Annotated in this window: 17 protein-coding genes; 8 read left to right on the top strand and 9 right to left on the bottom strand. The window is 72.0% G+C overall.

All coding sequences use genetic code 11. The features are described from left to right. Positions 1–94 precede the first annotated feature (94 nt). Both ACWDN5_RS09490 and ACWDN5_RS09485 read right to left on the bottom strand, forming a co-directional pair. Positions 95–280 carry a DUF5302 domain-containing protein gene (locus ACWDN5_RS09490; protein WP_310971306.1) on the bottom strand — a complete coding sequence of 62 codons (186 nt, stop codon included), beginning with the start codon at positions 278–280 and terminating at the stop codon, positions 95–97. Positions 281–362: 82 nt separating this feature from the next. Further along, complete coding sequence (locus ACWDN5_RS09485; protein ID WP_310971307.1) at positions 363–1,319, bottom strand: winged helix-turn-helix transcriptional regulator; 957 nt, start codon at positions 1,317–1,319, stop codon at positions 363–365. 126 nt (positions 1,320–1,445) lie between these two features. Between ACWDN5_RS09485 and ACWDN5_RS09480 the strand changes: the two genes are divergently transcribed. From ACWDN5_RS09480 to ACWDN5_RS09460, 5 genes are read left to right on the top strand one after another with little or no spacing between them, the layout of a single operon-like run. Further along, on the top strand, positions 1,446–2,918 hold the full coding sequence (locus ACWDN5_RS09480; protein ID WP_449675788.1) for a carotenoid oxygenase family protein: 1,473 nt from the start codon (positions 1,446–1,448) through the stop codon (positions 2,916–2,918). Further along, positions 2,915–4,603 (top strand): class I adenylate-forming enzyme family protein, encoded by a 1,689-nt coding sequence (locus ACWDN5_RS09475; protein WP_449675787.1) that lies wholly within the window; start codon positions 2,915–2,917, stop codon positions 4,601–4,603. The genes ACWDN5_RS09480 and ACWDN5_RS09475 overlap by 4 nt, the downstream gene beginning before the upstream one ends. 4 nt (positions 4,604–4,607) lie before the next feature. Beyond that, a complete protein-coding gene (locus ACWDN5_RS09470) occupies positions 4,608–5,795 on the top strand; it encodes an acetyl-CoA acetyltransferase (protein ID WP_449675786.1) in 1,188 nt (395 codons plus the stop codon). Beyond that, positions 5,792–6,775, top strand: a complete 984-nt coding sequence (locus ACWDN5_RS09465; protein WP_310971311.1) for an LLM class F420-dependent oxidoreductase — start codon at positions 5,792–5,794, stop codon at positions 6,773–6,775. Before ACWDN5_RS09470 ends, ACWDN5_RS09465 begins: the two co-directional genes overlap by 4 nt. 2 nt (positions 6,776–6,777) lie before the next feature. Then, entirely contained in the window at positions 6,778–7,299 is a 522-nt protein-coding gene (locus ACWDN5_RS09460; RefSeq protein WP_449675785.1) for a pyridoxamine 5'-phosphate oxidase family protein, read from the top strand. On the opposite strand, the gene ACWDN5_RS09455 is transcribed toward ACWDN5_RS09460, so the two are convergent. Beyond that, the gene (locus ACWDN5_RS09455; protein ID WP_449675838.1) at positions 7,289–8,134 is read right to left on the bottom strand and encodes an SGNH/GDSL hydrolase family protein; all 846 of its coding nucleotides are present in this window, start codon (positions 8,132–8,134) and stop codon (positions 7,289–7,291) included. The genes ACWDN5_RS09460 and ACWDN5_RS09455 overlap by 11 nt on opposite strands. A 102-nt stretch (positions 8,135–8,236) precedes the next feature. Between ACWDN5_RS09455 and ACWDN5_RS09450 the strand changes: the two genes are divergently transcribed. Next, positions 8,237–9,460 carry a PucR family transcriptional regulator gene (locus ACWDN5_RS09450; RefSeq protein ID WP_310971313.1) on the top strand — a complete coding sequence of 408 codons (1,224 nt, stop codon included), beginning with the start codon at positions 8,237–8,239 and terminating at the stop codon, positions 9,458–9,460. Positions 9,461–9,687: 227 nt separating this feature from the next. Here the strand turns inward: ACWDN5_RS09450 and ACWDN5_RS09445 are convergent, their stop codons facing one another. Both ACWDN5_RS09445 and ACWDN5_RS09440 read right to left on the bottom strand, forming a co-directional pair. Beyond that, positions 9,688–10,122 carry a hypothetical protein gene (locus ACWDN5_RS09445; RefSeq protein ID WP_449675784.1) on the bottom strand — a complete coding sequence of 145 codons (435 nt, stop codon included), beginning with the start codon at positions 10,120–10,122 and terminating at the stop codon, positions 9,688–9,690. A 73-nt stretch (positions 10,123–10,195) separates the two neighbouring features. Next, on the bottom strand, positions 10,196–11,065 hold the full coding sequence (locus ACWDN5_RS09440; RefSeq protein WP_310971315.1) for an alpha/beta fold hydrolase: 870 nt from the start codon (positions 11,063–11,065) through the stop codon (positions 10,196–10,198). 67 nt (positions 11,066–11,132) lie between these two features. On the opposite strand from ACWDN5_RS09440, the gene ACWDN5_RS09435 reads away from it, so the two are divergent. After that, positions 11,133–11,864: a TetR/AcrR family transcriptional regulator gene (locus ACWDN5_RS09435; protein WP_310971316.1), complete on the top strand. Its 732-nt coding sequence runs from the start codon at positions 11,133–11,135 to the stop codon at positions 11,862–11,864. 108 nt (positions 11,865–11,972) lie between these two features. Here ACWDN5_RS09435 and ACWDN5_RS09430 read toward each other — a convergent pair whose 3' ends face one another. The 4 genes from ACWDN5_RS09430 to ACWDN5_RS09415 all read right to left on the bottom strand — a co-directional run bounded on the left by ACWDN5_RS09430 (position 11,973) and on the right by ACWDN5_RS09415 (position 16,538). Continuing rightward, positions 11,973–12,638 (bottom strand): TetR/AcrR family transcriptional regulator, encoded by a 666-nt coding sequence (locus ACWDN5_RS09430; protein ID WP_449675783.1) that lies wholly within the window; start codon positions 12,636–12,638, stop codon positions 11,973–11,975. A gap of 80 nt (positions 12,639–12,718) precedes the next feature. Further along, positions 12,719–14,410, bottom strand: coding sequence for a flavin monoamine oxidase family protein (locus ACWDN5_RS09425; RefSeq protein WP_449675782.1), 1,692 nt, complete (start codon positions 14,408–14,410; stop codon positions 12,719–12,721). After that, the gene (locus tag ACWDN5_RS09420) at positions 14,407–15,150 is read right to left on the bottom strand and encodes a carbon-nitrogen hydrolase family protein (protein WP_449675781.1); all 744 of its coding nucleotides are present in this window, start codon (positions 15,148–15,150) and stop codon (positions 14,407–14,409) included. Before ACWDN5_RS09420 ends, ACWDN5_RS09425 begins: the two co-directional genes overlap by 4 nt. Further along, on the bottom strand, positions 15,147–16,538 hold the full coding sequence (locus ACWDN5_RS09415) for an amino acid permease (protein WP_449675780.1): 1,392 nt from the start codon (positions 16,536–16,538) through the stop codon (positions 15,147–15,149). The genes ACWDN5_RS09420 and ACWDN5_RS09415 overlap by 4 nt, the downstream gene beginning before the upstream one ends. A gap of 206 nt (positions 16,539–16,744) precedes the next feature. Between ACWDN5_RS09415 and ACWDN5_RS09410 the strand changes: the two genes are divergently transcribed. After that, the gene (locus ACWDN5_RS09410) at positions 16,745–17,566 is read left to right on the top strand and encodes an SCO6745 family protein (RefSeq protein ID WP_449675779.1); all 822 of its coding nucleotides are present in this window, start codon (positions 16,745–16,747) and stop codon (positions 17,564–17,566) included. Positions 17,567–17,706: the final 140 nt, after the last annotated feature.

Here is a 17,706-nt window from a genome sequence, read left to right as displayed (position 1 = left end):
CCCTAGGACGCCCGCCGTGTCCGGGTACGCCGAAGGCCACCACGAACCCGCGTCCGTGGTGGCCTTCGGAGGCTTGCCGTCGGTTCCCGGAAGCTCAGCCGCTCTTGCGGCGGAACTGGCGCTTGTTCGCCGCCGGGCCGTGGGCGTGCTGGTTCTTGCCGCCGCCGTTCTCGTGGGCCGCGCCCGCTCGGGCGTGCGCCTGCTTGCGCTCCAGGGCCTCGCGGAACTTGCGCTTGACGTCGTCCTCCTCGCCGCTGGGCGACGGGTCCGGTTCACTCATGCTTACCTCCGAAAACGACGACGTGTGACCGCTCCAGCCTGGCACCACTCCCTGCGGTTGGCGAGCCGATTTCCGTCACCCTTCAGCGTTTGGGCGAGGGCACGCCGCCGAACTGCACCGACTTGCGGGTCAGCGGGCGGCCGCAGTGGTCGCACAGCAGCATCGGGCGCAGGCGCTCGCCGCATTCGACGTGGTGCAGCGTGATGTCCGGCTCCTGGCCCGTCACCTCGAACCCGCGTGACCACTCCGCGATGAACGCCAGCGCCGGGAAGAACGCCAGGCCCTTCGCCGTCAGGCGGTAGTCGCGCGCGTCCGTCCGGGTGGCCGCCGCTCCGGTGCGCAGGACGCCGACCTCGACCAGCTTGCTCAGCCGGGCCGACAGCACGCTCGGGCCGATGCCCAGCTCGCGCTCGAACTCCGAGAAGTGCCGGCAGCCGAGCAGCGCGGACACCAGCAGCCCGGTCGACCAGCGGTCGCCGAGCAGCTCCATCGTGTCCGGGAAGAACATCAGCGGGTCGCCGGCCAGCGAGTCCGCGTCCTTGCGGCGGAAGCGCTTGGACGCCGTCGCGGCGGCGACCCCGGTGCTGTCCAGCCGTTCCGCGCGGACGTCGCGCGCGTCGACCCGGCGGCCGCAAGCGGCGCAGCCGAGTGGCGCTGATGTAGCCAGCTCGCAGTCGAGGTGGATCAGCGTCGGCAGCACTTCGCGGCGGCCTTCGACCCACTCGCGCTCCCACGCCCAGATCGAGATCAGCAGCGGCCACAGCTCCAGGCCGCGCTCGGTGAGCCGGTACTCGTGCCGCGTGCGGCGGGCGTCCCGGTACGGCACGCGCGTCAGCATGCCCGCGTCGACCATGTCCCGCAGGCGCCCGGACAACGCCGTCGGCGAAATGCCCAGGCGCAGGCGCAGCTCTTCGTACCGCCGGAAGCGCAGGAACAGGCTCTGCAGGATCAGCAGCGTCCACTGGTCGCCGACCAGCTCGAGCGCCCGGCGCAGCGGATCTCCCGCCGGCCTGATGCGCTGTGCAGTCGCCTCCACCACTCGGTCCCCCTCGTTACATCGCCTCCCGAGGGTAGCACCTGACTACACCAAAAGAAGCCTATTGACAGCTGGGTACACAAATCATAGTCTCGTCTCCATCAGCCCGCGCAGCCAGGGAGCAGCCCGATGACCAGCACCTCCGAACAGCCGCTGATGGTGGCCCGGACGGCGGACGCGGCCGAGGCGAACCCCTACCTGCTCGGCGTCTACGCCCCGGTCGGCACCGAGATCGACGCCGAAGACCTGCAGGTCATCGGCGAGATCCCGAAGGATCTCAACGGCGTCTACCTGCGCAACGGCCCGAACCCGCGGTTCGCTCCGGAAGGCCGCTACCACTGGTTCGACGGCGACGGCATGATCCACGCCGTCCACCTGGAGAACGGCAAGGCCCGCTACCGCAACCGCTGGGTCCGCACGAAGGCCTTCGAGGCCGAGTCCGCCGCCGGCAAGGCGCTCTGGACCGGCGTCATGGAGAACCCGCAGGACAACCCCTTCGGCAACAGCCACGGCCTGGGCCTCAAGGACAACGCCAACACCGACGTCGTCTTCCACCGCGGCCGGATCCTCGCCACCTGGTACCTGTGCGGCTCGCCGTACGCGGTCGACCCGCTGTCGCTGGAGACCCTCGGCGCCGACGACTTCCTCGGCACGCTGGCCGGCGACATGATGGCCCATCCCAAGGTCGACGAGACCACCGGCGAGCTGTTCTGGTTCGACTACGGCCCGCGCCCGCCGTACCTGCGCTACGGCGTGATCAGCGCGGACGGCCGGGTCGTCAAGACCACCGACGTCGAGCTGCCCGGCCCGCGCCTGCCGCACGACATGGCCATCACCGAGCGCTACGCGGTGCTGATGGACCTGCCGCTGGTCCAGGACCTCGCGGCGGCGAAGCAGGGCCGCCACAAGCTGCACTTCGACCGCTCGATGCCGAGCCGCTTCGGTGTCCTGCCACGCTACGCAGACGGTAGCCAGATCCGGTGGTTCGAAGCGAGCCCCTGCTACATCTACCACGTCGTCAACGCCTGGGAGGAGGGCGACGAGGTCGTCCTCGACGTCTGCCGCGTGCAGCGCCCGCAGCCGCGGGCCGACGCGCACACGCCGCTCGCGAAGATGCTGTCCTACCTGCGGCTGGACGCCCAGCTGCACCGCTACCGCTTCGACCTGCGGACCGGCGCGTGCCACGAGGCGCCGCTCGACGACGACAACACCGAGTTCCCGACCGTCGACGCCCGCGGCGTCGGACGGCGGAACCGGTACTCCTACGCGGTGCACATCTCGCCCGAGTCGACGCTGAAGTTCGACGGGCTGGTGCGCCACGACAATCTTGCCGGCACGAAGACCGAATACCGGTTCGGTCCCGGCCGGTGGGGCAGTGAGGCTCCGTTCGCACCCCGCGAAGGAGCGGCCGCCGATTCGGCGGACGGTTATCTGGTGACGTTCGTGCAGGACGAGCGCGAGGGGCGCTCGGAACTGGACATCTTCGACGCCGCCGAGCTCGCTGCCGGACCCGTGGCCAGGGTCCTGCTTCCCCAGCGTGTCCCGCTCGGTTTTCACGCGACCTGGGTCCGGGCGGACCAGCTGGAAAACCTCCGTTCATGAGATGCCATCGAGAGGGTCGCGCCCGGGACTTCCGGGCGTGGGGATGGTGGAGTGCGGAGACGATCGACCGGCTCGTGAAGGAGCGGGTAGGTGCCGACCCGGAGGGTCTCGCGCTGGTCGATCCACCGAACACCACCGCACTGGTCGGACGCGACCCGGTGCGGTGGACCTGGAACCGGCTCGACGAACGCGTCGACGTCCTGGCCGCGTTCCTGCTCGCCGGAGGGGTGCGAGCAGGTGACGTCGTGGCCGTGCAGCTGCCGAACTGCTCGGCCCTGGTGCAGGCGTTCCTCGCGATCGTGCGGATCGGCGCGATCGTCACCCCGTTCCCGGTGTCCTACCGGGAACACGAACTCGGCCCGATGTGCCGGCGCACCGGTGCCGTCGGGGTGGTGACCGCATCCAGATACGGCGAGCACGAGCTCGCCGGGGCGGCCCTTGGGCTAGGCGCTGCGGCGCCGTCGGTCCGGTTCGTCGTCGCCTCGGGGGACGACGAACCGGCCGGCGCCCTGGCCTGGCCCGAAGCCCCACTGTCCGAAGCGGAAAAGTCTGCTTTGGACTCACAGCTGACCGAAGCCGACGTGAACGACTGCGTCACGATCTGCTGGACGTCCGGCACCGAAGCCGAGCCGAAGGCCGTGCCGCGCTGCCACGGGGACTGGCTGGCCACGGCCGCCGGCTGCGTCCAGGCCGCCGGGATGACCCGCGACGACGTCCTGCTCTCCCCGTTCCCGATGACGAACATGGCCGGCATCGGCGGCATGTTCCTGCCGTGGCTGCTGACCGGCGCGGTGTTCGTCCCGCACCACCCGTTCGACCTGCCGGTGTTCCTGGGCCAGCTCGCGGCCGAGCGGGTGACGTACACGCTCGCGCCGCCGGCGTTGCTGACCATGTTGCTGCACAACGAAAAGATCCTGTCCGGAGTGGACATCTCGGCGCTGCGCAAGATCGGCTCCGGTTCGGCGCCGCTGTCACCGTGGCTCGTGCGCACCTGGGCCGAGCGGTACGGCATCGACATCATCAACTTCTTCGGCTCGAACGAGGGCACCGCGCTGCTGTCCGGTCCGGTGGACATCCCGGACCCGGACCAGCGCGCGACCTACTTCCCGAACTACGCCTCGGACGTCTCGTGGTCGACCCCGGTGGCCGACCGGACATCGGTGCGGCTGCACGACCCGGTCACCGGCGAGCAGGTGACCGAACCCGGACACCCCGGCGAGCTGCACATCGCCGGGCCGACCGTGTTCGCCGGGTACCTCACGGAGCTGGGGGAGCCGCTGGACACCTCGTCGTTCGACGAAGACGGGCACTTCCGCACCGGCGACGTCTTCGAGATCGACGGCGAGCGCGGCGAATTCCTGCGGTACGTCGACCGGATGAAGGACCTCGTGATCCGCGGCGGCATGAACATCTCGCCCGCCGAGGTCGAGGGCCTGCTGGCCGGGCACCCCGATGTCGCCGACGTGGGGGTCGTCGGCGTGCCCGACGACGTCATGGGGGAGCGGGTGTGCGCGGTCGTCGTGCCGGGTTCGCGCAAGCCGACCCTGGACGAGCTGGTCGCCTACCTGCGCGAGAAGAAGATCGCCGCGTTCAAGCTGCCGGAACGGCTCGAGTACGCCGACGCCTTGCCCCGCAACCCGGTGGGGAAGATCCTGAAGCGGCAGCTGCGGGAGAGCCTGGGGTGAGGTCATGACGGTGTTCGTGCTGGGCGGGGCGCAAACCGACTTCGCGCGCAACTTCACCAAGGAAGGGCGCGGGATCCTCGAGCTGTTCGCCGAGGTCGTGCCCGCCGCGCTGGCCGACGCCGGGGTTTCGGCCGAAGACGTCGAAGTCGCCCACGTCGGGAACCTCGCGGCGGAGCTGTTCACCGGCCAGGCCCAGCTTGGCGGGCTCCTGGTGGCGGCCGTCCCGGAGCTGGACGGCGTGCCGTCGACCCGGCACGAAGCCGCGTGCGCGTCCGGCAGCACCGCGGTCCTGGCCGCCTGCGCGGACCTCGAAGCGGGCCGCTACGACGTCGCGCTGGTCGTCGGCGTCGAGCTGATGCGAAGCGTCGACGGGCAGCGCGCGGCCGAGCACCTCGGGTCCGCCGCCTGGGCCGGGCACGAAGCTGTCGCCGCGAAGTTCCCGTGGCCCGCGTTGTTCGCCGACGTCGCCGCTGCCTATGAGGCACGTTACGGCCTCGACCCGGACCACCTCGGGCAGTTCGCTTCGCATGCTTTCGACCGGGCGGCGCTGAACCCCCTGGCCCAAGCCCGCGACTGGCGGTTCCCGGCCGGCGCGTTCGGGCCCGACGACGAGCTCAACCCCGTCATCGAGGGAAGCCTGCGCAAACAAGACTGCGGCCGGATCACCGACGGGGCCGCGGCCGTCCTGCTGGCCTCGCCCGCGTTCGCCGAACGGCTCGGCGGCGGTTTCCCGCGCATCGCGGGCTTCGGGCACCGCACCGCGCACATCGGCCTGGCGCCGAAGATCGCGTCCGACGGCGAGTACCTGTTCCCGCACCTGCGCGGCGCCGTCATCGACGCCTACCGGCGAGCGGGCGTACCCGGCCCCGACGCGCTCGACGTCGTCGAACTGCACGACTGCTTCACCATCACCGGCCTGGTCGCGCTGGAGCACCTCGGCGCGGCACCGCCCGGCGACGGCGGCCGGTTCATCGCCGACGGCGGTCTCGACGCGGCCGGGATCAACCCGGGCGGCGGCCTGATCGGCCTCGGCCACCCGGTCGGCGCGACCGGCGTCCGCATGCTGCGCGACGCGGCCCGGCAGGTCTCGGGCACCGCGGGAGAGACGCAGGTCGAGGGCGCGCGGACGGCGTTGACGCTGAACGTCGGCGGGTCGTTCACCACGGTGGTCACGATGGTGGTCACCGCATGAGGCTTTCGGTGTCGCTGGGGCTCTGGCAGGACCGGCCGCCGGAGGAGGCGCTGGAAACGGCCCGCGCGGCCGAGGACGCGGGCTACCCGGAGCTGTGGATCGGCGAGATGGCGACGTGGGACGCCTTCGCGCTCGGCACCGCGATCGGCGCGGCCACCTCGCGGATTTCCCTGACGTTCGGGCCGTTGGCGGTGACCGTGCGGGACCCGGCGACGATCGCCATGGGCGTCGCCTCGGTGGCGGCGCTGACCGGCCGGTCGACCGGGGTCGCGCTGGGGACGTCCAGCGACGTCGTCGTGCGCGGCTGGCACGGACGTTCGCGGGACCGGGCGGCCACGGCGTTGGCGGAGTCCGCGGTGGCGGTCCGGCAGCTGCTGTCCGGCGAGAAGTCCACTGTGGACGGATCGGTGGTCGGCTCGCAGGGGTACCGGCTGCGGCTGCCCGCGCCGAAGTCGCCGGTGACGATCGCCGCGTTCGGGCCGCGGGCGCTCGAGGCCGCCGCGCGGCACGCCGACCGGATGGTGATCAACCTGGTCAGCCCGGCGGCCGCGGCGACGCTGGTGCGTGGCCTGCGAGACGCCGCTTCGCGCATCGGCGTCACACCGCCGCCGGTGGCCGCGTGGGTGGTCGCCGCGGCCGACCCGGGGCCGGCCGAGCTGGAGCAGCTCCGCCGCGGTGTGGTCGGCTACCTCGCCGCGCCGGGCTACGCGGACATGTTCCGCGCGGCGGGGTTCGGCGACCTGATCGACTTCGCCCGCACCCGGCCTCACCCGCGGGCGCTGCTGGCTGCGGTGCCCGCCGAGGCGATCGCCGTGGTCGGGCTGCTCGGGTCCGGCGCCGAGATCGCCGCGAAGGCCGCCGAGTACGCGGAGGCGGGCGTCGACGAGCTCGCGATCGTGCCCGCGACCGGCGACGACGATCCCGGTGGCGGAAAAACTCTCGCCGCGTGTCGATCCGCCGTCGTCCCGTTCGACGCGTAGGCATGACCGAAGCGAGCGAAACCAAGAACCTCGACGGAACCGGGTCCGCGGCGGCGCTGCCGTGGAGCAGGGCGCGCGATCTCCTCGCCACCCAGACCCCCAAGGAGGACCTGACCTTCTTCGTCGGCACCGTCCGTCCCGACGGGCGGCCGCACGCCGCCGGCGTCGGGGCCATCTGGGTGGACGACGCCCTGTACTTCGTGAGCGGGCCGGGCACGCGCCGGGCCCGCAACCTGGCGGCGAACCCGGCGTGCAGCGTGTCGGTGCGGCTGCGCGGCCTCGACCTCACCATGGAGGGCGAGGCCCACCAGGTCACCGACCCGGCGACGCTAGAGCGGGTGGCGGCCGTCTACCGCGAGGGCGGCTGGCCCGCGACCGTGCTGGACGAGGGCTTCACCGCCCCGTTCATGGCGGCGAGCGCCGGGCCGGCGCCGTGGCACCTGTACCGGCTGACGCTGGACCGGGCCATCGGCGTCGCGACCGCCGAGCCGCACGGCGCCACCCGCTGGGACTTCACCCGCTGACCGCCGCGGCGACCAGGCGGCCGATCGCGGCCATGCCGTCGGCGTTCGGGTGCATCGGCGCGGCGACCGACGTCGGGAGCACGCCCTCGAACCACTTCACGCCGGGCAGCTTGCAGACGTCGTGCCCGATCGAGGCGGTCCGGACGTCGACGTACTGCGCGTCGTGCGCGGCGGCCTGCCGGGCGAGGGCGGCGTTGGTCTTGTCGATGCTGCCCTGGATGTAGTTCGCGTCGCGCGGGGTCAGGGGCGCGAGCGGCCAGCAGCCGTTGTGCGGGAGGTAGGTGCCGTAGCCGGCGACGAAGACGTCGGCGTTCGGCGCCTTCGCGTGGATCGCGTCCAGCAGCGCGCCCCACACCGGCTCGAACGCGGCGATCTTCTCGGCCAGCTGGTCGTGGCCGCCGGCCGTGTACCGGTCGACGCAGTCGGGGTTGATGCCGGGCAGCAGGTTGATGCAGCTCGTCGCGGCGCCGACCAGGCCGATGTCGTTGCCGCCGATCGTCACGGTCACCGTGCGGGTCTGCTCGCTCAACGCGTCCAGCTGCGGCGGCACGGCGCCGGAGGACGTCTGCTGCGGGGCGGTCATGTCCGCCGTCGTCGCGCCGGAGCAGGTGACGTCCTTCAGCGGCACGCCGAGCTCCTTCGCGGCGAGGTGCGGGTAGTCGGCCAGCGACCGGAGGCAGCCGGGGGAGGAGAGGTCGGGCGGCAGGATCAGCGGCCCGGCCGCCGCCGAATCCCCCAGGGCCACGTACTCGCCGGCGGTGGCCGCGGCCGCCGGGCCCGCCGCCACGCCCGTCAGCGCGGTGACCACGATCGCGATGAACGCCGTTGTTCTCACTCGCACGGTGTCCTCCTTGACACTGTTGGTCTCCGTGACACCATCGGCACGGGGCGTCACCGGATTGACTGGGAATCCGGGCAGAGAACGGGGGCATCGGTTGTGACCGAGCACAAGTGCGGCGGGGACCTCACCCTCGGCGGCCAGCGCGTGCACGAGCGGCTCACCCGGGAGGAGCCCGAGCTGATCGCCCGGGTGCTCGCGCGGATCCAGGCCGAGGTCGCCGACTACCGGCGGCTGCCGGTGGAGGAACTGGCCGGCGACATCGCCGGCATCACGCGGCAGGCGGTGCGGGCCTTCGCGCGCAGCCTGCGGGAGGACCGCGAGCTCAACGAGGCCGAGCTGCGGCAGGTCGGCGCGTCCGCGGTCCGGCGGGCGGAGGAGGGCTTCCCGCTGGAGGCCGTGCTGACCGCGTACCACGTCGGCGCGCGGGAGATCTTCGCCGTCGGCTCCGCTCCTTCGGGCAGCGGGGACGTCGCCGATCTGCTCGAGGTGGCGGACCGGGTGCTGGCGTTCGTCGGCACGGTCACCGGCGCCGTGACGCGCGGGTACCTGGAGGAGCTGCGGACGAAGGTCGGGCAGGAGCACACCGCGCGCCGGACGCTGCTGTCGGTGCTCGTCGACGGCGGGCCGGTCGACGTCGTCGCCCGCAGCGCCGGGATCACGCTGCCGGCGCGGTACGTGGTGCTGAGCGTCGAACTCGGGCCGCACGCGGACGAGGAGTCGCCGGGGGTGGACGCCGAGATCGCCGTCCGGCGGAAGCTGCGCCGGTTCCTCGCGGCGTTCGAGGGATCCTGCGGCGACGGGGTGCTCGCGTCACTGGACGGCCCCGGCGGGCTCGTCCTGCTCCCGGTGGCCGGGCGGGTCCCCGATTGGGACGCGGTGGTGGCCGCGGCCGGGCGCGCGGCGGGCGTGACGGTGCTGGCGGCGGCGGAAACGGCGGCGCCGTCGGAGGTCCGGGAGGTGGCGGCGCAGACGGGCGAGGTGCTTGACGTGCTGCGCTGGTTCGGCCGCCCGCCGGGCCTGTACCGCCTCGACGACGTCCTGGTCGAGTACCAGCTGACCCGCCCGGGAGCGGCCCGCGACCGCCTAGCGGCGGCCCTCGACCCGCTTCAGGCCCACCCGGAGCTGGTCGAGACCCTGGACGCGTACCTCACCTTGGAAACCAACCGCCGCCGCACGGCGGCCCAGCTCCACGTCCACCCCAACACGGTCGACTACCGCCTCCGCCGCATCCGCGACCTCACCGGCATCGACCCCCTCCACCCGGCCGGCCTGCCCCGCATCATCGCCGCCTCCGCAGCCCGCCGCGCCACCCACCCCTGACGTGTCGTCCCCCCAGGTACGCGTGTCGTCCACCCAGGTACGCGTGTCGTCCCTTCAATCACGCGTGTTGACCCTCCAATCACGCGTGTCGACCCTCCAATCACGCGAGATGCGCCGCTGATCACGCCGGCCGACCCGCCGAGTACGCGAGCCGACGTCCCGACCACCGCGTCAGGAGCATCCGACCCGGCCGCCGGAGGATCATCCGGCGTATCCGGAGGGTCGGCTCACGGGACCCGGAGCACCCGGCCGGCGAACTCGCGTACCCGGACGGACGACTCGCGTACCCGGATGGACGACACGCGTACCGGAATGGACGACACGCGTGATTGGGGGGTCGACACGCGTGATTGGGAGGTCGACACGGCGGCGCGGGCGAGGAGGCCGGTGATCAGGGCCGAGGCGAGGACGAGCGCAGCGAGGCCGGAGGCGTGGCCGAAGGTGAGTTCGCCGAAGCGGCCGAGGACGAAGCCCGTGTGCAGGCCCCAGGCGACCACCGCCACGCCCGTCGCCGCGCGGAGGGGAGCGCGGTAGGCCGCGAACAGGACGACCGCGCCCGAGGTGACCAGGGAGTACCAGGGGTGACCCGTCGCGCCCGCGAGGTCGGCCACGATCACCGCGGCGACGGCGGCCACGCACCCGAACGGAAATTCGAAGCCCATCCGCCCAGCCCAGCCCAGCGGCCGGGGGAAAGCGTGAGCCAGGACACGTTCCCTACGCCGCGCCCGCGGGTCTTTACGCTTTCTTGACGAAACCCTCGATCGTGTCGACGAGCGACGGCCACACCGGCCGCGGCAGGTTGTGCCCCATCCCCGGGACCACCACCAGCTCCGCGCCCGGGATCGCCTCCGCCGTCGCCTTGCCGCCGCTCACGTTGATCAGCGGGTCCGCGTCGCCGTGGACGACCAGCGCCGGCAGCCGCACCCCGCGCAAAAGCGCCGTGCGGTCGCCGGACGCCACCACCGCGGCCGCGTGGCGCAGGGTGCCCACCGGGTGGCGGGCGCGGTCGTAGTGCAACGCCGCCTTGGCCAGCAGGAACGCCTCGTCGTCCGGGTAGCCGGGGGAGCCGAGCTTCCGGTAGCCCTCGACGCTGTCCACCAGCGCCTGCTCGCGCGTCGACGCCGGCGGCCGCGTCAGCAGCGCGAGCGCCCACGGCTCGGCCTGCCCGACCGCCCGGTCGCCGGTGGTCGACATGATCGACGTGATCGACAGCAGCCGGTCCGGGTGGTCGATCGCCAGCTGCTGGACGATCATCCCGCCCATCGAGGCGCCCACGACGTGCGCCCGGGAAATCCCCAGCGCGTCGAACAGGCCGACGGCGTCGTCCGCCATGTCCGACAGCGTGTACGGCGCACTCGACAGATCGCCGGCCGCCAGCGCGGCCAGGTCCGGCGGCGGCAGGTGGTCGAGCCACGTCGAGAGCCCGACGTCCCGATTGTCGTACCGCACGACGAAGAACCCGCGGCCGGCCAGCAATTCGCAGAAGCCGTCCTCCCAGGTGATCATCTGGGCGCCGAGGCCCATCACGAGGACCAGCGGCGGAGCCGCCGGATCGCCGAAGGTGTCGTACTCGAGCTCGAGACCGTTGGCCTGTGCGCGTGCCATACCCCGATCCTGCCGTACCCGCGCGGAGCTGGCACCGGGCCCGGCCGTGCGGTTACCGTTACGCCCCATGCCGACCTCTTCCTCGGGCACGGGACAGCGCCCTCGCTCGCGGGCCGCCGCGGGCCTGCCGGCGCTGACGGCCGACCGCATCGTCTCCGCGGCCACGGCCCTCACCGCCCAGCGCGGCCTGGACAACTGGACGCTGCGGGAGCTCGCCCGCTCGGTCGAGGCCTACCCGGCGGTGATCTACCACCACGTCGGCGACCGGGACGCGGTGGTGAACGCCGTCGTCGACCGGGTCGTCGGGCTGCTGGAGCTGCCGGACGAGCGGCTGCCGTGGCAGGAGTGGTTCACCGAGCTGCTGGCCGGCCTGCGCGCGGTGCTGCGGACCTACCCGGGCTGCGCGCGGCGGCTCGCCCTGTTCGGCCCGTCCGTCAAAGCGGCGACGCGCACCATCGACGCGGGCATCGGCGTGCTGCTCGGCGCCGGGTTCGGCCGCGAGAGCGTCATGGCCTACAACCTGCTGCTGATGACCGCGTGCCAGTTCGTCGCCATGGAGGACGACCGCGACGGCGCGCTCGCGCTGCGGATCGACAACACCGAGGAGTACGCGACCTACCGCGAGCGGGCCGACCTGCCGGGGATGGCCGAGCTGGGCGCGGCGATGCACGACCTGATGGGCGACCCGGACCTCGCCTCGGGCTACTACGCGCAGCTCTACGACTACGCGGTCCGGCGGTGCCTCGACGGCCTCGCGCACCGGCTGGACGAACTTCGCGAATCGGACAGTGAAGGTTGACAGCGACTTGACAGTGCTTCGGCGTACCGTGGGCGTGCGTCGGTGGTTCGCCCACTGACCCGGAGCCCCTGGCGCCCTCCTCCCCCTCGTGGCGCCGGGGGCTTCGGTCTAACTGGAGTCGCCCTGCCGCGGTGACGGCGGCCCGGGGCGCGGCGGCGCCGCCTGGATGGCCGGGAAGACCTCGCCGACCAGGGTCACCAGGGACTTCGCCAGCAGCAGGTGCACCTGGTCGCGGGTCAGCGACCCGCGCACGAGCCACTCCCGGCCCGCCGACTTCACCATCCCGCCGAACGCGCGCACCAGCGCGTTCAGCTCGGGCCCGTGCTCGCTCTCCCGCGACAGCCCGACGGCCTCCAGCACGCGGTCGGCGGATTCGCGGTCGGCCTCTTCGAGGATGCGTTCCACCTCGAGGTCGCGGCCGATGCCTTCCGGCGCGATCGCGGCCAGCCACATCCGCTCCTGGCTGGTGACCATGTCGAGGAACCACTCGATGGCGACGTCGGCGCGCAGTTCCAGCGGCCCGTCGGGGAGGATCTCGACGGCCAGCCGCGGCACGGTCAGCGCCCGGCGGATGATTTCCAGGTACAGCTCGCGTTTCGTGCCGAAGTAGTGGTTGATCAGGCCCCGCGCCACCCCGGCCGCCGCCGCGATGTCCGAAGTGGACACTGCGGAATAGGGACGCTCACCGAACAGCCGCGCCGCACAAGCGTAGATCTGTTCCTTCCGTTCGTCCGGTTCCAGTCTTCGCCATCTCGGCGCCGGCTCGGTGTTCATCCGCCCATCGTCGCACGGGCCGTTGCGCCGGGCAGGGTAGTGCGCACGATGTCGGACGCGCACCCACTATCGGGGCACGGTCAGTCCGGGAGCGTGATCGGAGCGAGGTCCGCGAAGCCGTCTCCGGGGCCCGGATTCGCCGGATCGGTTACTCCGCCGAAGTGGTGCAGCACGCCCCACACGGCGTTGAGCGCCGTCTGCACCGCGCCCTCGGCCCAGCCCGCCGTCCACGAGATGTCGTCGCCCGCCAGGAACAGGCCCCGGTAGCGCGCCGGCAGCTCGTCCTGCACGAAGTGCGTGAACAGCCGCTGCTGGTAGCGGTAGTGCCCGGGCAGGTTCGCCTTGAACGCGCCCATGAAGTGCGGCTCGGCCTCCCAGGACACCGTGACCGGGTCGCCGATGATGTGCCGCCGGACGTCGACACCCGGGTAGATCTCGCGCAGCGACTGGAGCATCACCTCGACGCGCTCGCCGACCGAGAGCGGCAGCCACTTCAGCGAGTCGTCGGCCCACGTGTAGGACAGGCAGATCACCGCGGGGGAGTCCGGGTCGTCGCCGAGCAGGTACGTGCCGCGGGGCATCCGGTCGGTGAGCGTCATGCTCATCGCGTCGCGGCCGGTGCCCGCGTCGCGGTCCAGCCAGAACGGCCGGTCGACCGGCACGAACACCTTCGACGACGCCATGTAGTGCGTGCGCTCGATCGCCGTCCAGTGGTCGATCGGGAACAGCGCCTCGTCGCACTCGATGTTCGACAGCAGCATCCAGCTCTGCGCGGTGAACACCGCCGCCGGGAAGGTCCGGATGTGCCCTTCGGTGTCGGTCACGGTGATGTTGCCGGGTGCCGTGCGGTGCAGCCGCGCGACGCCGGGCTGCGGACGTCCGCCGTGCAGGGTGCTCAGGCTGGTGCCCGCGGGCCAGAAGGCGATCTCTTCCGGGGCGTGCTCCCACAACCGCAGCGGGAGCTGCCTGCTGCCGCCGACGATGCTGCGGTGCTCGTCGTCGGCTCCGGTGTAGACCACCCGCAGGATCTCCAGGATGGAGTTGGGGAAGTCGGTGTCCCAGCCGCCGGTGCCGAAGCCGACCTGGCCGAAGATCTCGCGGTGGCGGAAGGAGGCGAACGCGGGGGAGTCGCACAGGAAGCCGTAGAAGGTCTGGTTGTCCAGCCGCGGGACGAGCTCGTTCCACAGCCGTTTGATCGTCTTCGCGTCGCGGTCGCGGATCGCCGTCTGCATCTCGGCGAAGGAGGCGTGCTCGGCCAGCGTCCGGTCCCAGGCCGCGGCGACCTCGCGGAAGACGGCGGGCAGGTCCTCGGGCGTGCGCGCGTAGTGGCTTTCGCCCTTCAGGTCGACGACGGTGCTCGGCGTCCCCGGGGCGAGCGGGTTCGGGAACGGCGTGGTCTCCAGTCCGACCTTGTCGATGTAGTGGAACAGCGCGGTGGACGCGGGCGGGAAGCGCATCGCCCCCATCTCGGCGACGACGTCGTCCGGGCAGCCGGGGAACCGGACGGTCCGCAGCCGGCCGCCGATCTCGGCGATCTCGTACACCACCGGCCGCAGGCCCAGCTTCATCAGCTCGTACGCGGTCACGATGCCGGAGAGGCCGCCACCGATCACGGCGACCTCGGTGCCGTGCCGCTCGGCGGGCAGCGTGCCCAGGCCGGCGGGGTGGGCGAGGTAGTCGTCGTAGGCGAACGGGAAGTCCGGGCCGAACATCGTGATCGGGCGGCCCGCCGGTTCGTCGTGGTGGATCGCGGTCGGGACGGCGGAGGTCATGCGGTGGTTCCTCGGTACAGTTCGGGCCGTCGGTCGGCCAGGTGGGTGTTCTCCAGGCGGGACGCGGCCAGCGCGTCCCGGGTGACGTCGGCGGTGACGACTTCGGGCCCGGCGCCGGCGCGGGCCAGCACCTCGCCGGTCGGGGCCACGACGCAGGACCGGCCGCAGTAGGTCAGCTCCTGCTCGGTGTCGCAGCGGTTCGCGTAGGCGACGAACAGCTGGCTTTCGTAGGCGCGGACGGGCACGAGCGTGTCCGCGACCAGCTCGTACGGGCTCATCAGCGCGGTCGGCACGACCAGGAGCTCGGTGCCGGCGAGCGCGTGCGCGCGGACCAGTTCCGGGAACTCGACGTCGTAGCAGATCAGCAGGCCGATCCGGAGGCCGCCGAGGTCGGCCTGGACGACGGGCTCGTCGCCGGGGGTGAACCAGGCCTTGTCGAGCTCGCCGAAGAGGTGGGTCTTGCGGTAGTTGGCGAGCCGGTTTCCGGTCGCGTCGATCAGCTGGACGCTGTTGTAGACGTGCTCGCCGTCGGTTTCCGGGTAGCCGTAGGCCAGTGCGGTGCCGGTTCGCCGCGCCCACGCGGACATCCGGGCCGCGGTGGGGCCGTCGGCGGGTTCGGCGAGCTCGTGCGTGCGCGCGCCGATGTGGTAGCCCGTCGTGCTCATCTCCGCGGTGACGACCAGGTCGGCGTCGATTTCGGGCAGGTCGGCGAGCGCGCCCTGGTGGATCGCGACCCTCATGCCAGCCTCGACTTCCGGATCCCGTAGCCGAAGTAGATCAGCAGGCCCAGGACCATCCAGGCGCCGAAGACCAGCCAGGTGGCGCCGTCGAGGCTGAGCATCATGTAGCCGCAGCACAGCACGCCCAGGATCGGCGTCACCGGCGAGAGGGGGACGCGGAACGTCCGCGGGCGGTCGGGCTGGCGCTTCCTGAGCAGCAGGACGGCGACGTTGACCAGGCCGAACGCGAACAGCGTGCCGATGCTGGTGGCGTCGGCGAGCTTGCCGAGCGGGATGAAGGCGGCCAGGACCGCGACGAACGCCGAGACCACGAGGGTGTTGATCCGCGGGGAGCCGGTCTTCGCGTCTACTTTGGACAGCGCGGACGGGACGAGGCCGTCGCGGGACATCGCGAACAGGATGCGCGTCTGTCCGTAGAGGACGGTCAGCACGACGCTGGAGATCGCCACGATCGCGCCGACGGCCAGCAGCCCGGCCCAGAACGGGTTGTCCGAGACGACGTCGAGCACGTGCGAAAGGGCGGCTTCCTGGCCGTCGAACCGCTGCCACGGCAGGGCGCCGACGGCGGCGACCGCGACCAGGCAGTACAGCACGGTGACGATGCCGAGGGAGAGCAGGATCGCGCGCGGCAGGTCGCGCTGCGGGTTCTTCGCCTCCTCGCCGGCGGTCGAAGCGGCGTCGAAACCGATGTAGGAGAAGAACAGCTTGGCGCCGCCGGCGCTCAACCCGGCCAGCCCGAGCGGCAGGAACGGCGTGAAGTTCTTCGCCTGCACCGCGCTGAAGGCGATCGCGCAGAACAGCACCAGCGTCCCGATCTTGACCACGACCATGACGGCGTTGGCCCGCGCGCTCTCCTTGGCGCCGGAGAGCAGCAGCACCATCGCGAGGACGACCACGAGGATGGCGGGCACGTTGACGACCCCGCCGGAGCCGGGCGGCTGGCTCAGCGCGTCCGGGATGGCGAAGCCGAAGGCCAGGCGGAGCAGCTCGTTGAGGTACTGGCCCCAGCCCACGGCGACGGAGGCGACCGAGACGCCGTATTCGAGGACCAGGCACCACCCGCAGACCCAGGCGACGAGCTCGCCGAGCGTGGCGTAGGTGTAGGAGTAGGACGAACCGGACAGCGGGATCATCCCGGCGAGCTCGGCGTAGGACAGCGCCGAGAACAACGCCGTGACGCCGGCGAGCACGAAGGAGAGCACCACCGCCGGGCCGGCCACCGGGACGGCCTCGCCGAGCACGACGAAGATGCCGCTGCCCAGCGTCGCCCCGATGCTGAGCATGGTGAGCTGCCCGAGGCCGAGTGACCGCTTCAACGTGCCATGATCACCTTCGGCGACCAGGTCGGCGACCGGTTTCCGCCGCACCGTCGCGGCTCGTAAAGTCATGCCGACGACGGTAACGGTCGTTTCCGGAGCGCAAAACAGGAGAACATTGCGCGTACAGATGAATCACAGGTGATTCATTGCACATTGTCGTCAGATCATGGCGATTCGTTTTGATTCCCCTGGGGGTGTCGGATCGGCGGTCGGCCGTTCGTGGAGGGGGTGAGCGGCCGCCACGAGGACGCCGCCACGAGCCCAAGGGGAAGAAAATGGCCGTCGCCCGCCGCATGTACGACCTGGTCGAGCCGATCGGCCTCGTGCCCTACTTCGCCGACGAGTCGGACGAGGCCCTCCTGGCGCTCGGCCTGCGCAACGTGTGGGACGCCTACTTCGCCGGACGGGCCGCGCCGCTGGGCCGGTCGGTGCCGGCCGAGGTGGTCCACGCGATCTTCTACAACTTCGCTCCCGGCGAGGTGGCCCGGCACATCCCGCGGGTCTGGGAGCTCACCACGCCCGAGGCGGCGCTGGCCGCGCGCGAGCGTGGCTGCGTCGCGGGGGTGCGGCGGATCCTCGGTGACCTCGCCGACGACCCGCGTGTCGCCCGCGCCGCCGACCTCCTGCTCAAGGCGGCGACCAGCGCGCCGGTGGAAGGACGTGCGCTCTTCTCGGCCCTGCGCGCGCTGCCGGTCCCGGAGGAGCCGGTGGCCCGGCTGTGGCACGCGGCCACCCTGCTGCGCGAGCACCGCGGCGACGGTCACATCGTCGCGCTGGTGGCCGAGGGCATCGGCGGGACGGAGGCCCACGTGCTCCACGCGCTGTCGATCGACCTGCCCGCGGAGAAGTTCGGCCGGGTCTGGCACCTGCCCGCCGCCCAGCTGACGGCGGTCGTCGACGGCCTGCGCGCCCGCGGCCTCGTCGGCCCCGACGGCTGGCTCACCGCCGACGGCCGGGCCGCGAAGGAGCGCGTCGAGGCCCTGACCGACCGGCTCGCCGAGGCCCCGTACGACGCCCTCACCCCGGCCGAGCTCAACAGCCTCATCACCGACCTCGAACCGCTCTCGGCCGCCTTCCGCGCCACCTTCCCGATGTAGCCGTGATCAGCGAGCCATCACCCGTGATTGAAGGGTCGACACGCGTGATTGAAGGGTCGACACGGCTCGCTGGCGTGTCGACCTCCTAATAAAGCGTGTCGACCTTACAAACACGCCTGTCGACAGATAGGTAGAGCGTG

Source organism: Amycolatopsis sp. NPDC003731, assembly GCF_053586895.1.
This window is presented reverse-complemented; position numbering and strand designations above follow the sequence as displayed.